The 18,399-nt window shown below is 30.8% G+C and carries 22 protein-coding genes and 1 tRNA gene; 20 read left to right on the top strand and 3 right to left on the bottom strand.

The window, feature by feature from the left end:
• Nucleotides 1-212: 212 nt before the first annotated feature.
• From AW732_RS07885 to AW732_RS07790, 20 genes are all read left to right on the top strand, one after another.
• The gene (locus AW732_RS07885) at nt 213-2,861 is read left to right on the top strand and encodes an adenosylcobalamin-dependent ribonucleoside-diphosphate reductase (protein WP_067961027.1); all 2,649 of its coding nucleotides are present in this window, start codon (nt 213-215) and stop codon (nt 2,859-2,861) included.
• Between the two features lie 46 nt (nt 2,862-2,907).
• Entirely contained in the window at nt 2,908-4,053 is a 1,146-nt protein-coding gene (locus tag AW732_RS07880) for a hypothetical protein (protein WP_067961025.1), read from the top strand.
• Between the two features lies 1 nt (nt 4,054).
• The gene (locus tag AW732_RS07875) at nt 4,055-4,723 is read left to right on the top strand and encodes a ribosome biogenesis protein (protein WP_067961023.1); all 669 of its coding nucleotides are present in this window, start codon (nt 4,055-4,057) and stop codon (nt 4,721-4,723) included.
• A 22-nt stretch (nt 4,724-4,745) separates the two neighbouring features.
• Nucleotides 4,746-4,819 (top strand) — tRNA-Gly (locus tag AW732_RS07870).
• 87 nt (nt 4,820-4,906) lie between these two features.
• Complete coding sequence (locus AW732_RS07865; protein WP_082697441.1) at nt 4,907-5,170, top strand: RNase P subunit; 264 nt, start codon at nt 4,907-4,909, stop codon at nt 5,168-5,170.
• Nucleotides 5,171-5,213: 43 nt separating this feature from the next.
• A complete protein-coding gene (locus tag AW732_RS07860) occupies nt 5,214-6,830 on the top strand; it encodes a peptidase (protein ID WP_156416091.1) in 1,617 nt (538 codons plus the stop codon).
• Between the two features lie 293 nt (nt 6,831-7,123).
• Nucleotides 7,124-7,576 carry a 30S ribosomal protein S19e gene (locus AW732_RS07855; protein WP_067961018.1) on the top strand — a complete coding sequence of 151 codons (453 nt, stop codon included), beginning with the start codon at nt 7,124-7,126 and terminating at the stop codon, nt 7,574-7,576.
• 6 nt (nt 7,577-7,582) lie between these two features.
• Complete coding sequence (locus tag AW732_RS07850) at nt 7,583-7,864, top strand: DNA-binding protein (RefSeq protein WP_067961016.1); 282 nt, start codon at nt 7,583-7,585, stop codon at nt 7,862-7,864.
• Nucleotides 7,865-7,905: 41 nt separating this feature from the next.
• Nucleotides 7,906-8,982: a zinc-binding dehydrogenase gene (locus AW732_RS07845; RefSeq protein ID WP_067961005.1), complete on the top strand. Its 1,077-nt coding sequence runs from the start codon at nt 7,906-7,908 to the stop codon at nt 8,980-8,982.
• A gap of 7 nt (nt 8,983-8,989) precedes the next feature.
• Nucleotides 8,990-9,844 carry a CoA ester lyase gene (locus AW732_RS07840; protein ID WP_067961001.1) on the top strand — a complete coding sequence of 285 codons (855 nt, stop codon included), beginning with the start codon at nt 8,990-8,992 and terminating at the stop codon, nt 9,842-9,844.
• A gap of 4 nt (nt 9,845-9,848) precedes the next feature.
• Nucleotides 9,849-10,553 (top strand): tetratricopeptide repeat protein, encoded by a 705-nt coding sequence (locus AW732_RS07835; RefSeq protein WP_067960998.1) that lies wholly within the window; start codon nt 9,849-9,851, stop codon nt 10,551-10,553.
• 53 nt (nt 10,554-10,606) lie between these two features.
• The gene (locus AW732_RS07830) at nt 10,607-11,197 is read left to right on the top strand and encodes a riboflavin synthase (RefSeq protein WP_067960988.1); all 591 of its coding nucleotides are present in this window, start codon (nt 10,607-10,609) and stop codon (nt 11,195-11,197) included.
• Nucleotides 11,198-11,269: 72 nt separating this feature from the next.
• On the top strand, nt 11,270-11,935 hold the full coding sequence (ribB, locus tag AW732_RS07825) for a 3,4-dihydroxy-2-butanone-4-phosphate synthase (RefSeq protein ID WP_067960985.1): 666 nt from the start codon (nt 11,270-11,272) through the stop codon (nt 11,933-11,935).
• A gap of 2 nt (nt 11,936-11,937) precedes the next feature.
• Nucleotides 11,938-12,348, top strand: a complete 411-nt coding sequence (gene ribH, locus AW732_RS07820) for a 6,7-dimethyl-8-ribityllumazine synthase (protein WP_067960982.1) — start codon at nt 11,938-11,940, stop codon at nt 12,346-12,348.
• Between the two features lie 2 nt (nt 12,349-12,350).
• Nucleotides 12,351-13,097, top strand: a complete 747-nt coding sequence (locus tag AW732_RS07815) for a GTP cyclohydrolase IIa (RefSeq protein WP_067960979.1) — start codon at nt 12,351-12,353, stop codon at nt 13,095-13,097.
• Nucleotides 13,097-14,287, top strand: a complete 1,191-nt coding sequence (locus AW732_RS07810; RefSeq protein ID WP_067960976.1) for an amidohydrolase family protein — start codon at nt 13,097-13,099, stop codon at nt 14,285-14,287. The genes AW732_RS07815 and AW732_RS07810 overlap by 1 nt, the downstream gene beginning before the upstream one ends.
• A complete protein-coding gene (locus AW732_RS07805) occupies nt 14,274-14,930 on the top strand; it encodes a 2,5-diamino-6-(ribosylamino)-4(3H)-pyrimidinone 5'-phosphate reductase (RefSeq protein WP_067960972.1) in 657 nt (218 codons plus the stop codon). Before AW732_RS07810 ends, AW732_RS07805 begins: the two co-directional genes overlap by 14 nt.
• Nucleotides 14,931-14,966: 36 nt before the next feature.
• The gene (locus AW732_RS07800) at nt 14,967-15,245 is read left to right on the top strand and encodes a DNA topoisomerase (protein ID WP_067960971.1); all 279 of its coding nucleotides are present in this window, start codon (nt 14,967-14,969) and stop codon (nt 15,243-15,245) included.
• A gap of 89 nt (nt 15,246-15,334) precedes the next feature.
• Nucleotides 15,335-15,892 carry a hemerythrin domain-containing protein gene (locus AW732_RS07795; RefSeq protein WP_067960968.1) on the top strand — a complete coding sequence of 186 codons (558 nt, stop codon included), beginning with the start codon at nt 15,335-15,337 and terminating at the stop codon, nt 15,890-15,892.
• Between the two features lie 2 nt (nt 15,893-15,894).
• A complete protein-coding gene (locus AW732_RS07790; RefSeq protein ID WP_067960966.1) occupies nt 15,895-16,167 on the top strand; it encodes a hypothetical protein in 273 nt (90 codons plus the stop codon).
• 41 nt (nt 16,168-16,208) lie between these two features.
• On the opposite strand, the gene AW732_RS07785 is transcribed toward AW732_RS07790, so the two are convergent.
• From AW732_RS07785 to hflX, 3 genes are read right to left on the bottom strand one after another with little or no spacing between them, the layout of a single operon-like run.
• A complete protein-coding gene (locus AW732_RS07785) occupies nt 16,209-16,724 on the bottom strand; it encodes a transcription factor (protein ID WP_067960964.1) in 516 nt (171 codons plus the stop codon).
• Between the two features lie 25 nt (nt 16,725-16,749).
• Nucleotides 16,750-17,283, bottom strand: coding sequence for a TrmH family RNA methyltransferase (locus tag AW732_RS07780; RefSeq protein ID WP_067960961.1), 534 nt, complete (start codon nt 17,281-17,283; stop codon nt 16,750-16,752).
• Nucleotides 17,280-18,392, bottom strand: a complete 1,113-nt coding sequence (gene hflX / locus AW732_RS07775) for a GTPase HflX (RefSeq protein ID WP_067960958.1) — start codon at nt 18,390-18,392, stop codon at nt 17,280-17,282. Before hflX ends, AW732_RS07780 begins: the two co-directional genes overlap by 4 nt.
• Nucleotides 18,393-18,399: the final 7 nt, after the last annotated feature.

Raw genomic sequence — 18,399 nt, 5'->3', positions numbered from 1 at the left:
CATCGTAATGAGAGTATAGAATAAGTTCTGATAACTATTAACTTGTTTGTTGTCGTCTCTTTGATTATACGATACTCGTTTAACATTTTATAATATTTGTACCATTACAATCAACATTGGAGTATTGTAAAAAATGTTCAACTGAAATTTCAAACAAATTCTCTTGAAAGTTTATAGATACTACTTTTCTTACTACCACAGGAGATATTATAATGGATAATTCACAAATAGAAAATACGATCAATGAGATCCGTAAACGTAATGGTACAGTTACGGCTTTCGATATAGATAAAATTTCAAATGCCATATACCAGGCATATGCCGCCACCTCCAAAGCCGACCGTGGTGTTGCAGAGAAACTAGCAGGAGATGTGCTTAACAAACTTGTTGAACAGGGATTCACTAGTGAAAAGGCACCTACAGTAGAAGATATTCAAGATATTGTAGAGTCAACTTTGATTGATAGTGGTAACAGTGATATCGCAAAATCTTACATAGTATATAGACACGAAAGACGAAAACTTCGAGATGAAAAGATGAGAGTTTTAAACTTAAAGTCCTTAGATCCAGTTTCAAAGAAATTTGATCTCAATTGTTTGAGAGTTTTAGCCTCAAGATACCTCTTTAAAAACTCCAAAAATGAGATTACTGAGACTCCAACACAAATGTTTGAGAGAGTAGCAATTCTGGTCGGAATTGGTGATATGCTGTATGATTCCCAAATATATGATAAATCTGGTAATAACAAACAAGACATAGATGAAGCAAAGTTATATCTTGAAAAATTAGATGCTTTTGATTATAAATTCAAAGTAGGAGATTATTTCTTCAACAAGTGGCATTTTAGATCTTTGATCAATCACTATGTAACACTTGCAAACAAAGGTCACATGAAAATAAGTTTCAAAGATCTTTTGACCTTATTAGCAGCAAAAAAACTTGAGTCTTATGCTGACAAGATTTCTGAATACTTTGAAATGATGACAGAACAAAACTTTTTGCCAAATTCACCAACAATGATGAATGCTGGTGGAAGGTTAGGACAACTATCTGCATGCTTTGTTCTTGGAATGAATGATGGTATGGAAGAGATTATGAAATCTACTTCTGATGCTGCATTAATTTTCAAATCTGGTGGTGGAGTAGGAATTAATTATTCTGATCTTCGTGAAGAAGGAGACATTGTTGCATCAACTTCTGGTGTTGCATCCGGTCCAGTATCTTTTATGAACATCATCAATACAGTTACTGAAGTTGTTAAACAAGGTGGTAAAAGACGTGGTGCAAACATGGGAATTATTGAAGCATGGCATCCTGATGTTGAAAAATTCATTACAAACAAAACAGAACCTGGTGTTTTAGAAAACTTTAACGTCAGTGTTGGTATTTGGGAAGATTTCTGGAATGCACTTGTAAACACTGAAGATGGAAATTACGTTTTAAGAAGTCCACGAGACAGAAAACCAGTTAAAGAAATTAATGCACACCAATTAATTGATCTAATTGCATTATCTGCATGGAAAAGTGCAGAACCTGGTTTGATCTTCTTTGATCAAATTAACAAATACAATGTATTTGCTAAAGCAAGACAAGCTCCACTTAGAGCAACAAATCCTTGTGGTGAACAAAGTCTTTACCCATACGAATCTTGTAATCTAGGTTCAATCAATTTAGTAAACTATGCCCAAAAACAAGCAGACGGTTCTTATGAATTTGATTGGCAAGGATACGAGGAAATCATTAGAAAAACAACAAGATTTTTGGACAATATTATTGATGTAAATCATTATCCTGTTCCAGAAATCAATGTAGCCTCAAAAGAGTCTAGAAGAATTGGATTGGGAGTAATGGGAGTAGCAGATCTATTGTACAAACTCAAAATCCCATACAATTCCAAAGAAGGTTATGAACTCCAATCAAAACTCTCTGAAGCCCTGACTTACTATTCTATGGAAGAAAGTGTTGCACTTGCTACATCTCGTGGTGAATTCCCGTTATGTTCCAAGACAGAATATCCAGAAGGTAAAATTCCAGTAGCAGGATATTATGAAAAATCTAAAAATGCTCATTCATTTGAATGGGGTCCATTAATTGAAAAGATCAAAAAACATGGAATTAGAAATGTACTAACTACTACTGTGGCACCAACTGGTACACTTTCTATGATTGCAGATTGTTCCAATGGAATGGAACCGGCATTTGCACTTGTATTTGAGAAAAGAGTAACTGTTGGAAGATTCTTTTATACAAATAAGATTCTTGAAGAAGCTCTTAGAAGTGAAGGCCTTTACACTGATGCAATCCTTGAGAAAATTGCTGATAACTATGGTTCATTGAGTGGAATTGATGAAATTCCACAATGGATGCAAGAAGTCTTTGTTACTGCAATGGATATCCACTGGGCTGATCACCTTATGGCTCAAAGTGTATGGCAAGATTGGATTGGAAATGCAATTGCAAAGACAATCAATATGCCATATGATGTAACAGCTGAAGATGTTAAATCATCATACTTGTTGGCTCATGAACTTGGACTAAAAGGTATGACTGTATACCGTGACGGTTCCAGACACAAACAAGTTCTTCATATGACAAGTGAAAATGCAGAAAAAACATTTGAAGTAACCCCTAGTCAATACATGACTGATTACATCAATGAACATATTACAAACAACTACATCAAAACACAAGTAGCTACATCTCTGGCACTAAAAGTTCATGATGAAGAAATAAAGATTGAAGCTCCAAAACAAGAAGTTGCAGAGGAACGTCTGTGCCCTACATGTAAAAACAATCTTGTCTTTGTAGAAGGTTGTAGTATCTGTATTGAATGCGGATACAGTGGTTGTACTTCTGGATAAATAACAGAATCACAACTTTTTTACTTTCTTTTATTTTGTTATCCTCATGGATAAAAAGAAAGTAAGCACAATTATTCCTGTTTTTGTTGTAATTGCAGTAGTTTTTGCTTTAATTTCATCTGATGATTTTACATTTGACACTACTAACATGACAACTCAAATTTCAACTCAATCAAACAACGAATCAATTGGAATGGTAATCAATTCACCATCTTCATCTGTTACATTACACCAATTAGATGAGATTTTTGCTGGTGCATCTTCATCTGGAATTGGTCGAAGTAATGTTTACCTCTATTGGAATGTGATAGAACCTGTAGAGGGAAAATTTGATTGGTCACAATCTGATATTTTGATGGGATTAAATGAAAAAAATGATCACAAAGTAACTTTATACTTTTCAATCATTAATGGAGAAACATTGGGACCGTTTCCCCAATGGATTGGAAAACCTACACTAAATGGAATTAATCAAGATGAATTAGTTACAGTTTTGGATGCTGTTCTTTCACGTTATCATATTATTGATTCTATAGTAATTGCTGGTGAAACTGAATCCCAATTTAGATACAACGAACGATTTATTCCTGTATATCAAGAATTATTTTCTAATGTATATGATAGAATAAAAGAAAAACATCCTGATGTGAAATTTGGTAATTCATTTGCATTACATAATGTATTGAATAAAAATCTTGAAAATGTTGTTGAAGAATTAGCATTAGGTGATTTTGTTGCATTCTCTTATACTCCAACTGATTCGTTAAATGAAATTGATAAAAATCCTGATGAATCTATAGAAGATTTAAATCAGATTTTTGAAATAGTTCCAGATAAAAAAATTGGATTTTTTGAAATAAGTTGGAGTACTTCTGATTTTGTACAAGGAGATGATGTTTCTCAAAAAATATTTGTAGAGAAATTATTTGATTTTTATGCCCAAAATGAATCAAATATTGAATTTATGACCTGGTATAGATACATTGATCAACAAGTAAATAGTTGTGTAAAAGAAGAGCAAAAAATTGGTGATCAAACCATTACTTTAGGTGGTGGTTCTAGTATGGGTACTAGTGAACATGTAATTGAAAGATTGAATCAGTATAATTGCAATACAGGTCTTGTAGATGTTAATCAAAATGGTAAAATTGGATGGAATGAATTTAAAACTCAAATTCAAATGTTAAACTAAAATGATTTCTTTAATTTTATCTGAATCTGCACTTGAACTTGTACCCTATGAATTAGAAGAACATCCATCGATAGTTTCACATGCCAAAAAATTAGGAAAACACCCTTCAGAAATTTTATTGGATAATTCATGGCATTTTGCTGCAATGAAGGGAATAAAAAATGAAATTAAACGTGGACGTCCGGATCTTGTTCATTTTTCAATACTTGAAGCTACGACAATTCCATTGTACTACCAAAATAAATTAAATTTGTTTGTTCATACAATTGATAATAAAGTAATACGTTTTGGAAAAAATGTTCATATTCCAAAATCTTATCATAGATTTGAAGGTGTAATTGAAAAATTATTTCAAGAGAAAAAAATTATGTCAAAAAATGAATTATTACTTGATGTTAAAGAACAAACATTTTCAGAACTAATTGAACAAATTAATCCATCTAGCGTTATTGGTTTTTCTACAGAAGGAGAATTGAGTTCATATCCAAAAATTGCATCTGAAATACCTGATAATTCATGTATTGTCCTTGGTGGATTTCAAAAAGGTCATTTTTCTGACTCTATTCAAAATAAAATTACAAATCTATATTCTGTTGGAAGTCAATCTTTTGAAGGTCACGTGGTTGTATCTAGAATCCTTTACGAGTACGAAAAAACCATTTTTATGTAGGAATTTTGGTTTTATTTTCAGCGCAGTCATAGTATAGCCTGGTTAGTATTCGGGGTTTCCAACCCTGTGACGCGGGTTCGAATCCCGCTGACTGCAGTCTAAAATTTTAATCAGAACTAATTTTTACCTGTATTTTTACAAATTATTGTGAAGCCTATAGTTTACAAAATTGCTATGGAGAGGATGCAAATTTTAATTGATAATGCAATCAGTAATGCTAGAACCGATCCTGAATTATCACAAAGACAAGCATCTATTGCACGTAGAATTAGTAGCAAGTATAAAATTCGAATGCCATATGATCTTCGAATAGTTTTTTGCAAAAAATGTAAATCATTCATTGCTCCAGGAATTAATTCAAGAATTCGTTTAGGAAGAACATCTGTTAAATCGATCAGAATCTCGTGTAATTTGTGCGGTCATACATATCGTAAACTAATTTCCTGATTATTAGCAATTATATTTTAATAACTTTAAAATCAACACAATTATGGTTCTAAAATTTATCTTAGCCATATTTGTGGTTCTTTTTGTATTTTCAATAACTCCGGCATATGCTCAACATCATTCTGGTGCACTAGCTCCTCCAATCGATCTTGATGGATTAAAAGTTGCAGTCAGCACAACTCTTTTCCCAGAAGATTTTAGTTTTGGTGATTCAAAATCTACAAATTTATCAATAAGATTTTTTGATAGTGAAACTGATGTTAACATACAAAGTGTAACATATCGTGTTAAGATTTTTCAAGATGATACTTTAGTTGCAAATGAGTATTTTTATGATGAAGATGGAAAATTAGAACTAAAAATTAAACCTACAACTGGATGTCAAGAAAAAGAACTTTGGAAATGTACTATATACAATGGCGAAAAACATGCCATAGCTGGTGGATACTATGCTAGAGGAGATTCAATCCCCACTATCCAAGGACCTATTTTTGATAAAAGTGGACAATATTCTGTCCAAGTCTCTATTGTGGGTGCAACTAATCCAAAAACTTTGACTACTCAAGACTTACTTTTTGAAACTTTTTTACATCTTCCAGACAAACAAATCTTTGAAATTAAAACTGCATCAGCTGAAGAATTTCCAATATCAGTAAAATCTCACAATGATGAAATTTCTAATTTCAAATTTGATGAGACATCCAACAAAATATCCTATGAAATACCCTTTGACTGGAATGATCATAGTCATAGTTCAAGTATCAATCAGATAATCTCATTTAACAAAGATTTTTCGTCTATTCCAGAAGATAGTGAATTATTGATATCACTTAATGATGTAAAAATTGATAATGAATTTTATGAATTTAATATTTCAAACCCGGATAAAAATTCAATAAAAATTGAGGTTCCTCATAATGATCTTTTAGAAATAAAAAATGAATTACTTTCAACATCAAACAATGATTCAATAAAATTAGAAATTTTATCTGGCGAAAAAATAAATTTTAATGATATTAAATTCTCTTTTGAAAATAATATGAATGGAGAAATTTATTGGGATTCTAAATTAATTACTGGCAAAAATATTCCATTTACATTTTCTTTCTATGATAAAAATAATATTTCTGTAAAAGATCTATTGTTTGTTTATGGTATTACTGATTCTTCAGGGAAAGAAATCTGGTCAAATATTGGAACTGGTGAAAAATATATTGGTATTGTAGCTCCAGATGGAATTTATCAAGAATCGATTTACATCCCAAATGATGATCAGTATGAATTTAAATTAATTTTAACTGGTCAATATTCTAATAACTTTGAAAACTTTCTTGTATCTACATCCAATTATGAATTTAATTCTCAATCAATTGTAACTAAAGAAATAGCCGACACAATTCCAAGTTGGATCAAAAATAATGCAGAATGGTGGGCAGCTGGTGCAATTGATGATGATGCTTTCATTCAAGGAATTCAATTCTTAATTAAAGAAGGAATTTTAGAAATACCATCAACTACACAAGGAGCTAGTTCTGGCAATGAAATTCCAAGTTGGATCAAAAATAATGCAGAATGGTGGGCAGCTGGTGCAATTGATGATGATGCTTTCATTCAAGGAATTCAATTCTTAATTAAAGAAGGAATTTTAGAAATTCAATAAATCAATACAATCTATTTTAATTCTTCTTCTGTATCACTTTCTTTTTCTTTTGACCATCTATTTTTACCACCTTCTCCATCTTGACGCCAATCTTTTTTCATTATGTATACTATATGGCATAACTTTCTAAAAAGAGTCTCTACTAGACTAATTTTCTTTTTAGCCTGTCTTTTAATTTGAGAATTTTTCTTTAATTAGCGATCTATCTAAAATTCCTTTCTGCCTGAATTCTCAAATTGTTACACGTATTCTCTTAAAATGATTTATAAGACGATTATCGATTTTTTCAGTCTATGGCAAAAGTCTATGATGTACCAGCAGATGTGTTAATTGAGAGATTAGCTAATATTCTAAAAAGTGAAGATATTCCTGCTCCTTCTTGGACTCCATTTGTCAAAACTGGAGCACATGCAGAAAAACCGCCCCAAGACAGTGAATGGTGGCATACTAGATGTGCATCAATTATGAGAAAAATTTACTTTAATGGTCCAATTGGAGTTAATGAATTAAAGAAAGATTATGGCGGAGGTAAACCATATGGATATGGAGCTGCCCATCATAGAGACGCAAGCGGTGCAATTGTTCGTAATGCAATTCATGGATTAGAAAAACTTGGCTATTTGGAAATAATTGAAAAGAAAGGTAGAGTTGTTTCTAAAACTGGAATGCAAAAACTAGATAGACTTGCTACAGAAATCCTTAATGAATTAATTTTAGAAAAACCTGAATTGAAAATTTATCGTTAGATCAAAATGAGTTTTCCTGAACCAAATGATTTGCCACAAGATCACGCAAATAATGAACAAGTAGCACAAAAAGAGCAAATCCTAAAACAAATTTTAACTCCTGAAGCCAGAATGAGATTAAATAATATCAAAATGGTCAAACCTGAGTTATCCGATCTAGTCGAGCAATATCTAATTGGAATGGCTACACAAGGCAAAATGCCTGGACAAATAACTGACGATCAATTAAAACAAATCCTTATTTCTACACAACAACCAAAACGTGATTTTAAAATAAATCGAGTATAATCCCCAATAAAATATAATTAGGGGAAAATTAGATTGAAATCATGAAAGCAGTCGTATACCGTGAATATGCACCAGATGATAATTATGCAAAAATTCTCAAGGTTGAAGATATTGATTCCCCGAAGCCAAAACCAGATGAGGTAGTTTTTACCAACAAAGCATCTGCCCTAAATTATAATGATATTTGGGGAATGAGAGGAGTTCCAATTGCAATTCCTCTACCACACGTTTCAGGTTCAGATGTAGCTGGAGATGTAATTGCCGTAGGTGAAGATGTAAAAGGTTTCAAAGTTGGAGACAGAGTTGTTTCTCATTCTAATTTAGCATGTAGAGTTTGTAGTGCTTGTACTTCCGGAAGAGAATTTGATTGTACAAGAAGACAAGTTTGGGGTTTCCAAACTGGTCCATTATGGGGTGCATATAGTGAAGAAGTTCATCTACCAGAAGTTAATGTTTCACATATTCCAGAAGGAGTATCATATGAAGATGCAGCAGCTGCATCAATGACAATTCTTACTTCATGGCACATGTTAGTTGGCAGAGCCAACATTACTCCAGGTCAAACCGTACTTGTTATGGGTGGTGGTTCTGGTGTTGGAAGTTTTGCAATTCAAATTGCTAAATTATACAACTGTGATGTTATTGCCACTGCAAGTCCAGACAAATTAGACAAATGTAAAGAATTAGGTGCTGATTATGCAGTTGATCATAGACAAGATGACTGGAGTAAACAAGTCTTCAAAATCAGTAAAGAAATTGCAAAAACAAAAGGTGAAGCACCTGGAATTGATCTTGCATTTGATCATATTGGTCAAACTCACTTTAACAAGCAACTCCAATTACTCAAATATGGTGCATCTCTTGTTTCATGTGGTGCAACAACAGGTTATGACGCACAAATTGATCTTAGACACATCTTCTTTAAAGGAATCAATGTTTTAGGTTCAACACAAGGAACAAAAGCTGAATTAGATCAAGGTCTATACTGGATGGGTCAAGGAAAGATTAAAGCTGCAATTGACTCAGTTTATACATTTGAGCAAGCAGCAGAGGCTCACACAAAAATGTTAACTGGTAAATTCTTCGGCAAAATCATATTGAAGCCTGAAGGCGCATAGTCATTTAATGACTCAGCTCTTCAGAAGTCTCATTTTTGTTCCCGGAAATAATCATAGATTTCTAGAAAAAGCAAAAAAGCTTCAGGCTGATATTGTTTGTTTTGATTTAGAGGATTCTGTTCCGGATGATGAAAAAACCAGTGCTAGAAAATTAATTAAAAATGCACTTAAATCTCGTTCAGAATATTCTTCATCTATTTTTGTTAGAACTAATTCTCCGTTATCTGGAAAAATTCCATCTGATCTAAAGGAAATTGTTCAAAAAGGAATTGATGGGATTGTAATTCCTAAAGTGAATAATGTTTCTGAACTTAAAAAAATCCAAAAACTTCTCTCTAGTTTAGAAAAATCTAAAAAACTAAAACCCATTCAAATCATTCCATCCATTGAATCTGCAGAAGGTGTAGTAAATTCATATCAAATTGCATCATTTGGAAAGCGCGTAACTGCAATTGTTTTTGGTATCTTTGATTTACTAAATGATTTAGGTGTTGAATACACAAAAGATGCACCAGGTGGTAAATATTCCAGATACAAAATACCTGTTGATGCTGCAGCTGCAGGAATATCTGCCATTGATGGTATTTGGCAGGATCTAAATGATTTGAAAGGATTAAAAAAAGATTGCAATTTTGGAAAAAGCTTAGGATATTCTGGTAAAAGTGTAATTCATCCAGATCAAATCTCTACAGTACATAAATCATTTTACCCAAATAAAACTGAAATTTCGTGGGCAAAAAAAGTCTGTAAAGTGTATTTGGAATCTACAAAAAAAGGTAAAGGCGCAACAACAGTTGATGGAAAAATGATAGATGAAGTTCATCACAAACAAGCAAAAGCACTTTTAGAAATTGTAGAATAAGAGAATGATTGACCTTCTTGATCCAACCAATGTAATTACTCGATTTTTTAATAGTGAAAGATATGATCAATTATACGATTATTGCAAGGATTTACTAAAGAAAGATCCTAATGACATGCTTGCTTTACAAAATATCTCATTATCTTTGATATATCTAAAAAATTTTGAAGAAGCCATTACATATTGTGATAAAGTTCTTGAAATCAAAAATACTGATACATATGCATTAAAAAATAAAATTTTTGCATTAGAAAGTTTGAAAAAATATGATGAAGTTCTAAAATTATGTGATATCCTTTTGTCAATTGACCCAAAAGATATTTGGGCACTAAATAGTATGGGTATTTCATTAAATCAATTAGATCGTCATAAAGATGCAATTAGATATTATGATACTTCACTTGTTATTGATCCTAATGATGTAACAGCGTTAATGAATAAAGCCATTTCATTAAGTCATTTAGGTAATTTTCAAGATGCAATTGATTATTATGATTTAGCTCAACGAATTGATTCAAGCTTAAGGGAAATACCTCCAGCAAAATCAAAATTATATAAAAAGCTAAACATGCCTGATGAATCATTTTTAGCTGCTCAGGGTGTACTCAACAAAGATATGACAAAAATCATGTCAGATGCTAAAGAGAATAACTGTACTGTTTTTCATCAATTTTGTAATGATGAATTTCAAAATTCTGATTCAAAATAATTTTTGTTGAGAATTAACTAAATCATTTTATACATAGATATTGTAATTTTTTTATGTTTACCGGTATTGTTGAAGGCGTTGGAACAGTAAATAAAATTTCAAAAATCACAAAAAATCGTAGCGCAATTGAAATGACTATTGATTTAGGCAAACAAGTCAAGGGATTAAAAATTGGACAAAGTGTTGCACTAAACGGTGTATGTCTTACTGCAACAAAGATATCAAAATCTAAATGTATTTTTGAAATGATTGAAGAAACAACAAAAAAAACTGATCTTGGAAATTTGAAAGTTGGTGGAGTAGTAAACATTGAAAGAAGTTTGAAGGCAGGTGATAGATTAGAAGGACATTTTGTTTTAGGACATGTTGATGGTGTTGGAATAATTAAAAAAATTATCAAAAAATCTAAGGAAGTTCAAGTTTACTTTGAAGTTCCAAAAAGTTTAGCAAAATATGTTGTTAAGAAAGGTTCTATTGCAATTGACGGAATTAGTTTAACTGTTGTTGATGTTAAAAAGACATTAGCATCTGTCTCTTTAATCCCACACACGATCGAGATTACAAATTTTCATACCAAGAAAGTTGGAGATAAGGTTAATATTGAAACTGACATTCTTGGAAAGTATATTTTAAAGCAAGGCTAATTATCTACTATTGTAGTGGTAATTACCCATTTTTTAGTAAACTATATACTTAGATTGAAATAATTTTTGTATATGTCACTTGAAACTGGACTTGAATCCCTTAAACGTGGTGAATTTGTATTATTATTTGATTCAGCAGGACGTGAAAATGAAATTGATATGGTTGTTGCAGCAGAATTTATCACTCCCGAACATATTGCAAGAATGAGACAGAATGCTGGAGGTTTACTTTGTATTGCTCTTGAAAATAATTTTGCAAAATCTCTTGAATTACAATATATGCATGATACACTTGCAAGTTCATCTATGTCAAATAAAGAAATGATTATGGGTTTAGCTCCATATGGCGATTATCCAACCTTTTCATTATCAGTAAATCATTATCAAACTTATACTGGAATCACCGATAAAGATAGAGCATTAACTATTTTGGAAATGGCAAATATTTACAAAGTTGAAAACAAACAGAAAAAATTCACATCTTCATTTAAAACCCCTGGACATGTTCCATTATTGATTGCGTCAGAAGGATTATTGGCATCACGTCAAGGGCACACAGAAATGTCTGTGTACTTAACTCAGATTGCTGGTTTGACTCCTGTAACAGCTATTTGTGAAATGATGGATGCTGAAACTTATTCTGCATTATCTGTAGATAAAGCAGAAAAATTTGGAAAACAACATGGCATTCCATTAATTGATGGAAAAGAACTTTTAGAATACACCAAGGTGAATTAATTTTGAATATAGCCATTGTAGTTTCAGAATTTAATGAGGAGGTAACATCCCGCATGTTAGACGTTGCAAAAGAAAAGGCAGATTCGATGAAATTAACAATATCTTATGTTTGTAAGGTTCCTGGAGCCTATGATATGCCTATAATTGTAGATAAATTGTTACAAAATCAAAATGTTGATGGTGTTGCTACTTTGGGTGCTATTATCACAGGTCAAACTAAACATGATGAAGTAATATCTCATGCAACAGCTAGATCTCTAACTGATTTATCACTAAAATATCAAAAACCTGTTTCTCTAGGAATAACTGGACCTGGAATGCAAGAAAGACATGCTTATGCCAGAATTAGACCTGTTGCAGAACGAGCAATTGAAGCACTTGTTACAATTTCTAAAGAATTGGAAAAAATTTAACAATGATCCAATTAAGTATTTTAAAAATTACTGAATATGGGCCTTGGACTTTAACATTAGGTAGCGATAGAGAACATGAATTACAAATGTTACAATCTTCTCTTTATAAAAAAATACAAGAATTGTTTTCTGCAAAAAATTGTTTGGTATTTTTAAATAAATCTGATGAATTTTTTGTTGTATCAAATGGTTTAACTTTAGATGATCATATTGAAATTCAAAAATCACTTAAAGAATTATTTGAAGTTGGTTTAACTATTTCAATAGGATATGGGGAATCTCCATTTGATGCTAATCTAAAAGCATACAATGGTAAACAAAATAATATAATATTAAACGAAGAAAATAATATCTATGGATTCATTGATAACAGTTTAGAATACAGTGTTTCATTAATGCATTTGGATGTTGATGATCTAAAATCAAAAAGAGAAGATAATTCTCCATATGAAATTTCATTAAAAATTTTTGAATTATATTCTAAAATTGGTAGATATTTTATCAAAAAAAATTCTCTTTCATTTTTTTTGGGTGGTGATAATTATATGGTTATTGCAAGTGATGACGCAAAAAATTCAGTTCAAAATTTTATTGACATGATTAAAAATGATGAACAAATTTCTTTGAATTGTGGAATTGGAAATGCTAAAACTAGTAGAGATGCAGTGAAATTAGCTACAAAATCTCTTGATACAATCCGTGAAATTCGAGATTCAGGAAAACAAAAACCTGATGTTTATGAATTATAATGTTATTAAAAAATATCAGTGCTTTAATTGGTGAAAATTTAGATTTTGTTTCAAATGTTGATATTCTAATTAAAAATGATAAATTTCAAAAAATTAATTCTAACATACAATCAAAATCAAAAAAAGATACAATTGATTGTGAAGGCTTATTGTTGATTCCAGGATTCATCAACTCCCATACACATATTGCAGATTCAATTGGTAAAGATATCTCATTAAACACTACAGTAAATCAAAAAATTCATCCTATGTATGGAATTAAATCTAAAATTTTAAAAAATACTTCTAATGAATATCTCTCAACATTTATGAAAAATACTTGTCATTCTATGATTCAAAAAGGGATTACTACATTTGTTGATTTTAGAGAAGGGGGATTAGATGGTGCAAATTTACTTAAAAAAGTGGTTGATGATCTACCAATTCGTGCAATTCTTCTTGGAAGACTAGATTTTCACCAAAATACATCAGAAATAAAAAAAAACACTCCTTTACCAAAGGAAAAACTTCTTGAACTTCCTTCTTTAGTAAAAATCTGTGATGGGATTGGTATTAGTGGTGCAAATGAACATAGTAAATCTGTATTAAAGTCGTATTCCAAAACAAAAAAATTACGAGCAATTCATTCTTCTGAGACTATAGAAAGTGTACAAAAATCAAAACGAATAACTGGAAAATCTGAAACCTTTAGAGCACTATCATTGAAACCTGATTTTTTAATTCACATGACTCATGCTTCTAAGAGTGATATGGAGGCTACATCTAAGAAAACTAGAGGCATAATTGTTTGCCCCAGAGCGAATTCTTCACTATCTGAAGGAATTCCTGACATTGAAAAAATGCAAAATGCTGGATGTCTATTGGGATTAGGTACAGATAATGTGATGATTAATTCTCCAGATATGTTTCGTGAAATGGATTATCTTTGGAAAGTAACAATGGGAATTAAAAAAAAGAGAATAGATCCAAAAGAAATTCTTAAAATGGCAACAGTAAACGCTGGAAAAATTCTAAAAAAAGAAATTGGTATTATCCAAACAAAAAAAATAGCAGATTGTATTTTTCTTGATAAACACGCATTGGATTTAGAACCTATGCATAATCCTTATGCATCAATTGTACATAGAGCATCTGAATCAACAATCAAAGCAGTTATGATCGGAGGAAATATTGTACATGGAAAAATCTAACATGCATGTAATTTTGAGTGCCGCAATATCAATTGATGGAAAAATTTCTACACGTTCAAATGATTCAAAACTCTCATCAACCAAAGATAGTATTAGATTACATAAATTAAGATCAAATGTGGATGCAATTCTTATAGGAAAAAATACTTTGTTACGTGATGATCCATTACTAACAGTACGTCACATAAAAGGAAAAAACCCTACAAGGATAATTTTAGATTCTAAAGGCACAATATCAAAAAATTCTAAAATAATTAAGACAAGTGATAAAATTCCAACTATAATTGCTGTTTCAAAAAAAATTAGTAAAACAAATTTATTGAAATTAAAAAAATTTCCTGTAGAAATAATTATTTCTGGAGAAACTTCTATTAATTTAAAATCATTAATGAAAAAACTTTCTACTAAAAAAATTGAAACTCTCTTAGTTGAAGGTGGAGGAACTGTAAATTGGGAATTTATTAAAAATAATGTTTTTGATGAATTAATTATTACTTTGTCCCCTTATCTTATTGGAGGAAAGAATGCTACTTCTCTAGTTGAAGGAATAGGATTTGCCAGAATAGTTAATTCTCCTAATTTGAAATTAAAATCTGTTAAGAGGCTTAAAAATCATCTTGTAATCAATTACATCAAAGTGTAAGTTCTTATAGTTTATCTCAAATGAAATTACAAGAAATTGGCAATAAAAAAGAAAACTACAACAAAAAAGAAAGTTGCAACAAAAAAGAAAGTTGCAACAAAAAAGAAAGTTGCAACAAAAAAGAAAGTTGCACCTAAAAGAAAGGCCGCTACTAAATCAAAAACAAAGAAACCAGCATTTGGAGGATACGCAATTAGTTTTGCAGGTCGTCAAGAAACTGTAGAACAAGTATTTGGTAAGAAACCAATCGCTCCTAGTGAGATGACCAAAAAGATCTGGGCATTTGTTAAATCCAAAAGCCTATCTAACCGTTAATCCAGTTAGCGAATACTCGTTAACTAATTCTATATTTTAATTATTTAAAATTAAAAAGATATAGATATTGGATTTTATGTTTTTAAAACATGTCAACTACATCACTTAGACGTGATCATGAATTAATTGAAAAAGTAATCAAAGCTATGCAATCTACAATTGAATTATTAAATAATGGTAAACAAATTCCAGAATCAATTTTACTTCCTGTAATTGATTTTTCAAAAAATTTTACTGATGTTTGTCATCATACAAAAGAAGAAAAATCGTTATTCCCTGCATTAGAAAAAGCTGGATTACCTAGTAAAATGGGTCCTATTGCCATGATGTTAATTGATCACGAACGCTCTAGAGAAATTGGAAATTCAATGGAAAATTCTGCCAAAGAATATCTTTCATCAGGAAATTCTGAGAATCTAATTTCAGATATGCAACTTTACGTTGATCATATTACAGAACATTTGTGGAAAGAAAATAACAAATTATTCATGATGGCTGAAGCAAGATTACAATATGTTTCTGAAAAAGTTGATAATGAACTTTCTGGCATTGAAGAAACTCAATTAAATGAATTAGGTAAATCAAGACAACATTATGAGGAATTGGCTGAAAATCTTACTCGTGATGTTTCTAACCGTGGAAATTAATCTTGACTAATTCAGTTTTTGGCGAGGTAATTAAAGTCAAAAAATTCAACAATGGTGATCTTGAAATTGATTTTTATCATGATGAGCAAATCACCCAATATCGATATTCTAATGATCCTGGTAGATTAGGTAATTTTCCTAAAGACTTGGCTGAAACATTAGCCTCAACTTTAGATACCAATATTTGTATTGAGATTTTCTTCCAAGATGATGGATTTCCAAGTTATTTGGAATTAGAACAATGTGAAGATGATGAAGAGTATGAAGATGAATAAAACAATTTTTTAATTCTATTAACTTGATATTTTTTAATTAATCAAAATGTTTGTTGCATATCTTTTTTGATTTCATCTATCTTTTTTGAATATGCTTTTCGAGATTTTTCATTCTTTTTAATATTTAATACATCTTGACATGATGGACATTTGAACATCCCCTCTAATGCGTCTTCAAATGTTACTCTTGGACAATCCTCATTTCCGCAATGATAGAAGTCTGATGCATTTTCATAATCAAATCTTTGTTGTAGTCTCTCCTCGATTTTCTTTTTTTGATTTTCAATAAAATGTTCTACTTCTTCTCGTCTTGTTCTCCATCTATAAACAAACCAACCTTTTCTTTCATCCTTTACTCTAATACCTGTAATCAAAGATTTTCCAAAAAGATCGTATAGTACTTTTCTTACCATGTTGATTCTAAGACCTGTAGAACTGGCGATTTCTTCATCGGTTGCATCTTCAGCTTTTAGTAAAGATCTTGCAACTTTGAGATATTCATCTCCCCCAATCATTGATGCAATTCTAACAAAAGGATCTTCGTATTTGTCTACCAACTTAATTCATCCTTAGTTTCTAGTATTAATCCCTTGTCTCATTTACTTGGACATTTTTGCCATTTTTTGTGGGTATAATCTTTCTTTTTGCATTTGAGAACACTTTCTCAAATTGTTCCCCCTTTTGAATTCTATCTAGTAATATCGCTAAAGCACTAATTTCTGAATGAGGTTGACTTCCAACACCTACATTGTAATCTGCTAATTCATAAATTTCTCTAGGGACTTTTTCGGCTCCTACCACAATTAGCATTTTATCTTCTAAACGTAACTGATTTTGAATTTGATTAATTTTTTCCCCATACATCGATAAATGGACTATTTTGTAACCTTCATTTTTTTTATTTTTTATAACTGATTTCCAATTATCTACAAACTCGACAACAAAATCTCCTCCCCATGTGTTGTTTATTTTTTCAATTGTGTCTTTAATTTCTGAATTTACTTCTGTCATGAAAATTTTTTTTGCTCCAAATGACCTTGAAACTAATGCAACATGTGTAGTAACTCTGTCATCTCGAATTACACGTTGACCAATTCTAACCACTTCAATATTCAATATTTTTCAACTCCCTTTGATTCATTTTTTTTATATTTATGTGGATTTTGTATCATTATTGTATTTTCTATTATTTTTTTTAATTCGTCTATATTTTCACCACTTTTTGATGAAACGGTAATTACTTTTTCATTTTCCATTAAATTCAAAAATTCTATTTTATTATTTATTTGATCTTTTTTAATTAAATCTAATTTATTTAACACAAAAATTATTTTTTCTTCTTTAACTCCTAATTCATCTAATGTTCTCATACAACTAGCAAACTTTTTCTTTAATTCTAATTGTGAATCACTAATATCGATTACTAAAATAATAATATCTGAATAAGTTAATTCCTCTAATGTAGATTTGAATGCATCTATCATATATGCTGGTAATTTACTGATGAATCCCACTGTATCCGACATTAAAACTGGTTCTTGATTAATTATAATTCTTCTAGTTGTTGTTGAGAGCGTTGTAAATAATTCATTACTTTGAATTCTTGTTTCACCCGTGCTTTTGTTAAATAATGTTGTTTTTCCAGCTGATGTATATCCTGCTAATGAGACTATTGTGAATCCCATTCTTTTTCTACCTTGTCTGTGAAGTTCTCTTTGTTTACCAGCTTTTTCTAATTTCATTTTGACTGTGTGCATTCTATGTTTGATATCGTTATAGTAAACATCAACTTCGAATTTTCCAATTCCCATAAATCCTGGTTGTTCTCCCATATTGGCTAAGCGAACTTTTTCTTTCGCTCTTACCATTTCATATCTTAATTGAGCTAATTTTACTTGTAATTTTGATTCGGCACTGGATGCCCTACTTTCAAAAATTTCTAGAATTAATCCTTCTCTATCTAAAATTTCTCTTTGTAACTCTGTTGCTAGATTGTAATTTTGACTAGGTTTTAGAATTTCATCAAATACAATCACATCTGGTCTTATTTTATCTGCAATTTCTTGTAGTTTTTCAAGTGTTCCTACACCAATACCGTATTTTGGTTTTTGAAGATAACTCTCTTTAATTATGTGAACTACTTCATATCCTGCTGCTTCACAAAGTCCCTTTGCTTCATTAATTGCATCCTCTTTATCATATGTTATCAGAATTGCCTTATCCATTTTGATA

The sequence above is a fragment of the Nitrosopumilus sp. Nsub genome, assembly GCF_001541925.1.
Taxonomy (GTDB): domain Archaea; phylum Thermoproteota; class Nitrososphaeria; order Nitrososphaerales; family Nitrosopumilaceae; genus Nitrosopumilus.
The sequence above is the reverse complement of the archived record's forward strand: the minus strand, read 5'-3'. Positions and strand labels throughout refer to the sequence as shown.

What these genes read in the sequence shown, in the direction of transcription:
- AW732_RS07875 (WP_067961023.1), top strand. Translation starts at nt 4,055, where the DNA reads ATGATTTCTTTAATTTTATCTGAATCTGCACTTGAACTTGTACCCTAT.
- AW732_RS07835 (WP_067960998.1), top strand. Translation starts at nt 9,849, where the DNA reads ATGATTGACCTTCTTGATCCAACCAATGTAATTACTCGATTTTTTAAT.
- AW732_RS07830 (WP_067960988.1), top strand. Translation starts at nt 10,607, where the DNA reads ATGTTTACCGGTATTGTTGAAGGCGTTGGAACAGTAAATAAAATTTCA.
- AW732_RS07815 (WP_067960979.1), top strand. Translation starts at nt 12,351, where the DNA reads ATGATCCAATTAAGTATTTTAAAAATTACTGAATATGGGCCTTGGACT.
- AW732_RS07855 (WP_067961018.1), top strand. Translation starts at nt 7,124, where the DNA reads ATGGCAAAAGTCTATGATGTACCAGCAGATGTGTTAATTGAGAGATTA.
- AW732_RS07805 (WP_067960972.1), top strand. Translation starts at nt 14,274, where the DNA reads ATGGAAAAATCTAACATGCATGTAATTTTGAGTGCCGCAATATCAATT.
- hflX (WP_067960958.1), bottom strand. Translation starts at nt 18,392, where the DNA reads ATGGATAAGGCAATTCTGATAACATATGATAAAGAGGATGCAATTAAT.
- AW732_RS07840 (WP_067961001.1), top strand. Translation starts at nt 8,990, where the DNA reads ATGACTCAGCTCTTCAGAAGTCTCATTTTTGTTCCCGGAAATAATCAT.
- AW732_RS07810 (WP_067960976.1), top strand. Translation starts at nt 13,097, where the DNA reads ATGTTATTAAAAAATATCAGTGCTTTAATTGGTGAAAATTTAGATTTT.
- ribB (WP_067960985.1), top strand. Translation starts at nt 11,270, where the DNA reads ATGTCACTTGAAACTGGACTTGAATCCCTTAAACGTGGTGAATTTGTA.
- AW732_RS07880 (WP_067961025.1), top strand. Translation starts at nt 2,908, where the DNA reads ATGGATAAAAAGAAAGTAAGCACAATTATTCCTGTTTTTGTTGTAATT.
- AW732_RS07850 (WP_067961016.1), top strand. Translation starts at nt 7,583, where the DNA reads ATGAGTTTTCCTGAACCAAATGATTTGCCACAAGATCACGCAAATAAT.
- AW732_RS07795 (WP_067960968.1), top strand. Translation starts at nt 15,335, where the DNA reads ATGTCAACTACATCACTTAGACGTGATCATGAATTAATTGAAAAAGTA.
- AW732_RS07845 (WP_067961005.1), top strand. Translation starts at nt 7,906, where the DNA reads ATGAAAGCAGTCGTATACCGTGAATATGCACCAGATGATAATTATGCA.
- AW732_RS07865 (WP_082697441.1), top strand. Translation starts at nt 4,907, where the DNA reads ATGCAAATTTTAATTGATAATGCAATCAGTAATGCTAGAACCGATCCT.
- AW732_RS07885 (WP_067961027.1), top strand. Translation starts at nt 213, where the DNA reads ATGGATAATTCACAAATAGAAAATACGATCAATGAGATCCGTAAACGT.
- AW732_RS07860 (WP_156416091.1), top strand. Translation starts at nt 5,214, where the DNA reads ATGGTTCTAAAATTTATCTTAGCCATATTTGTGGTTCTTTTTGTATTT.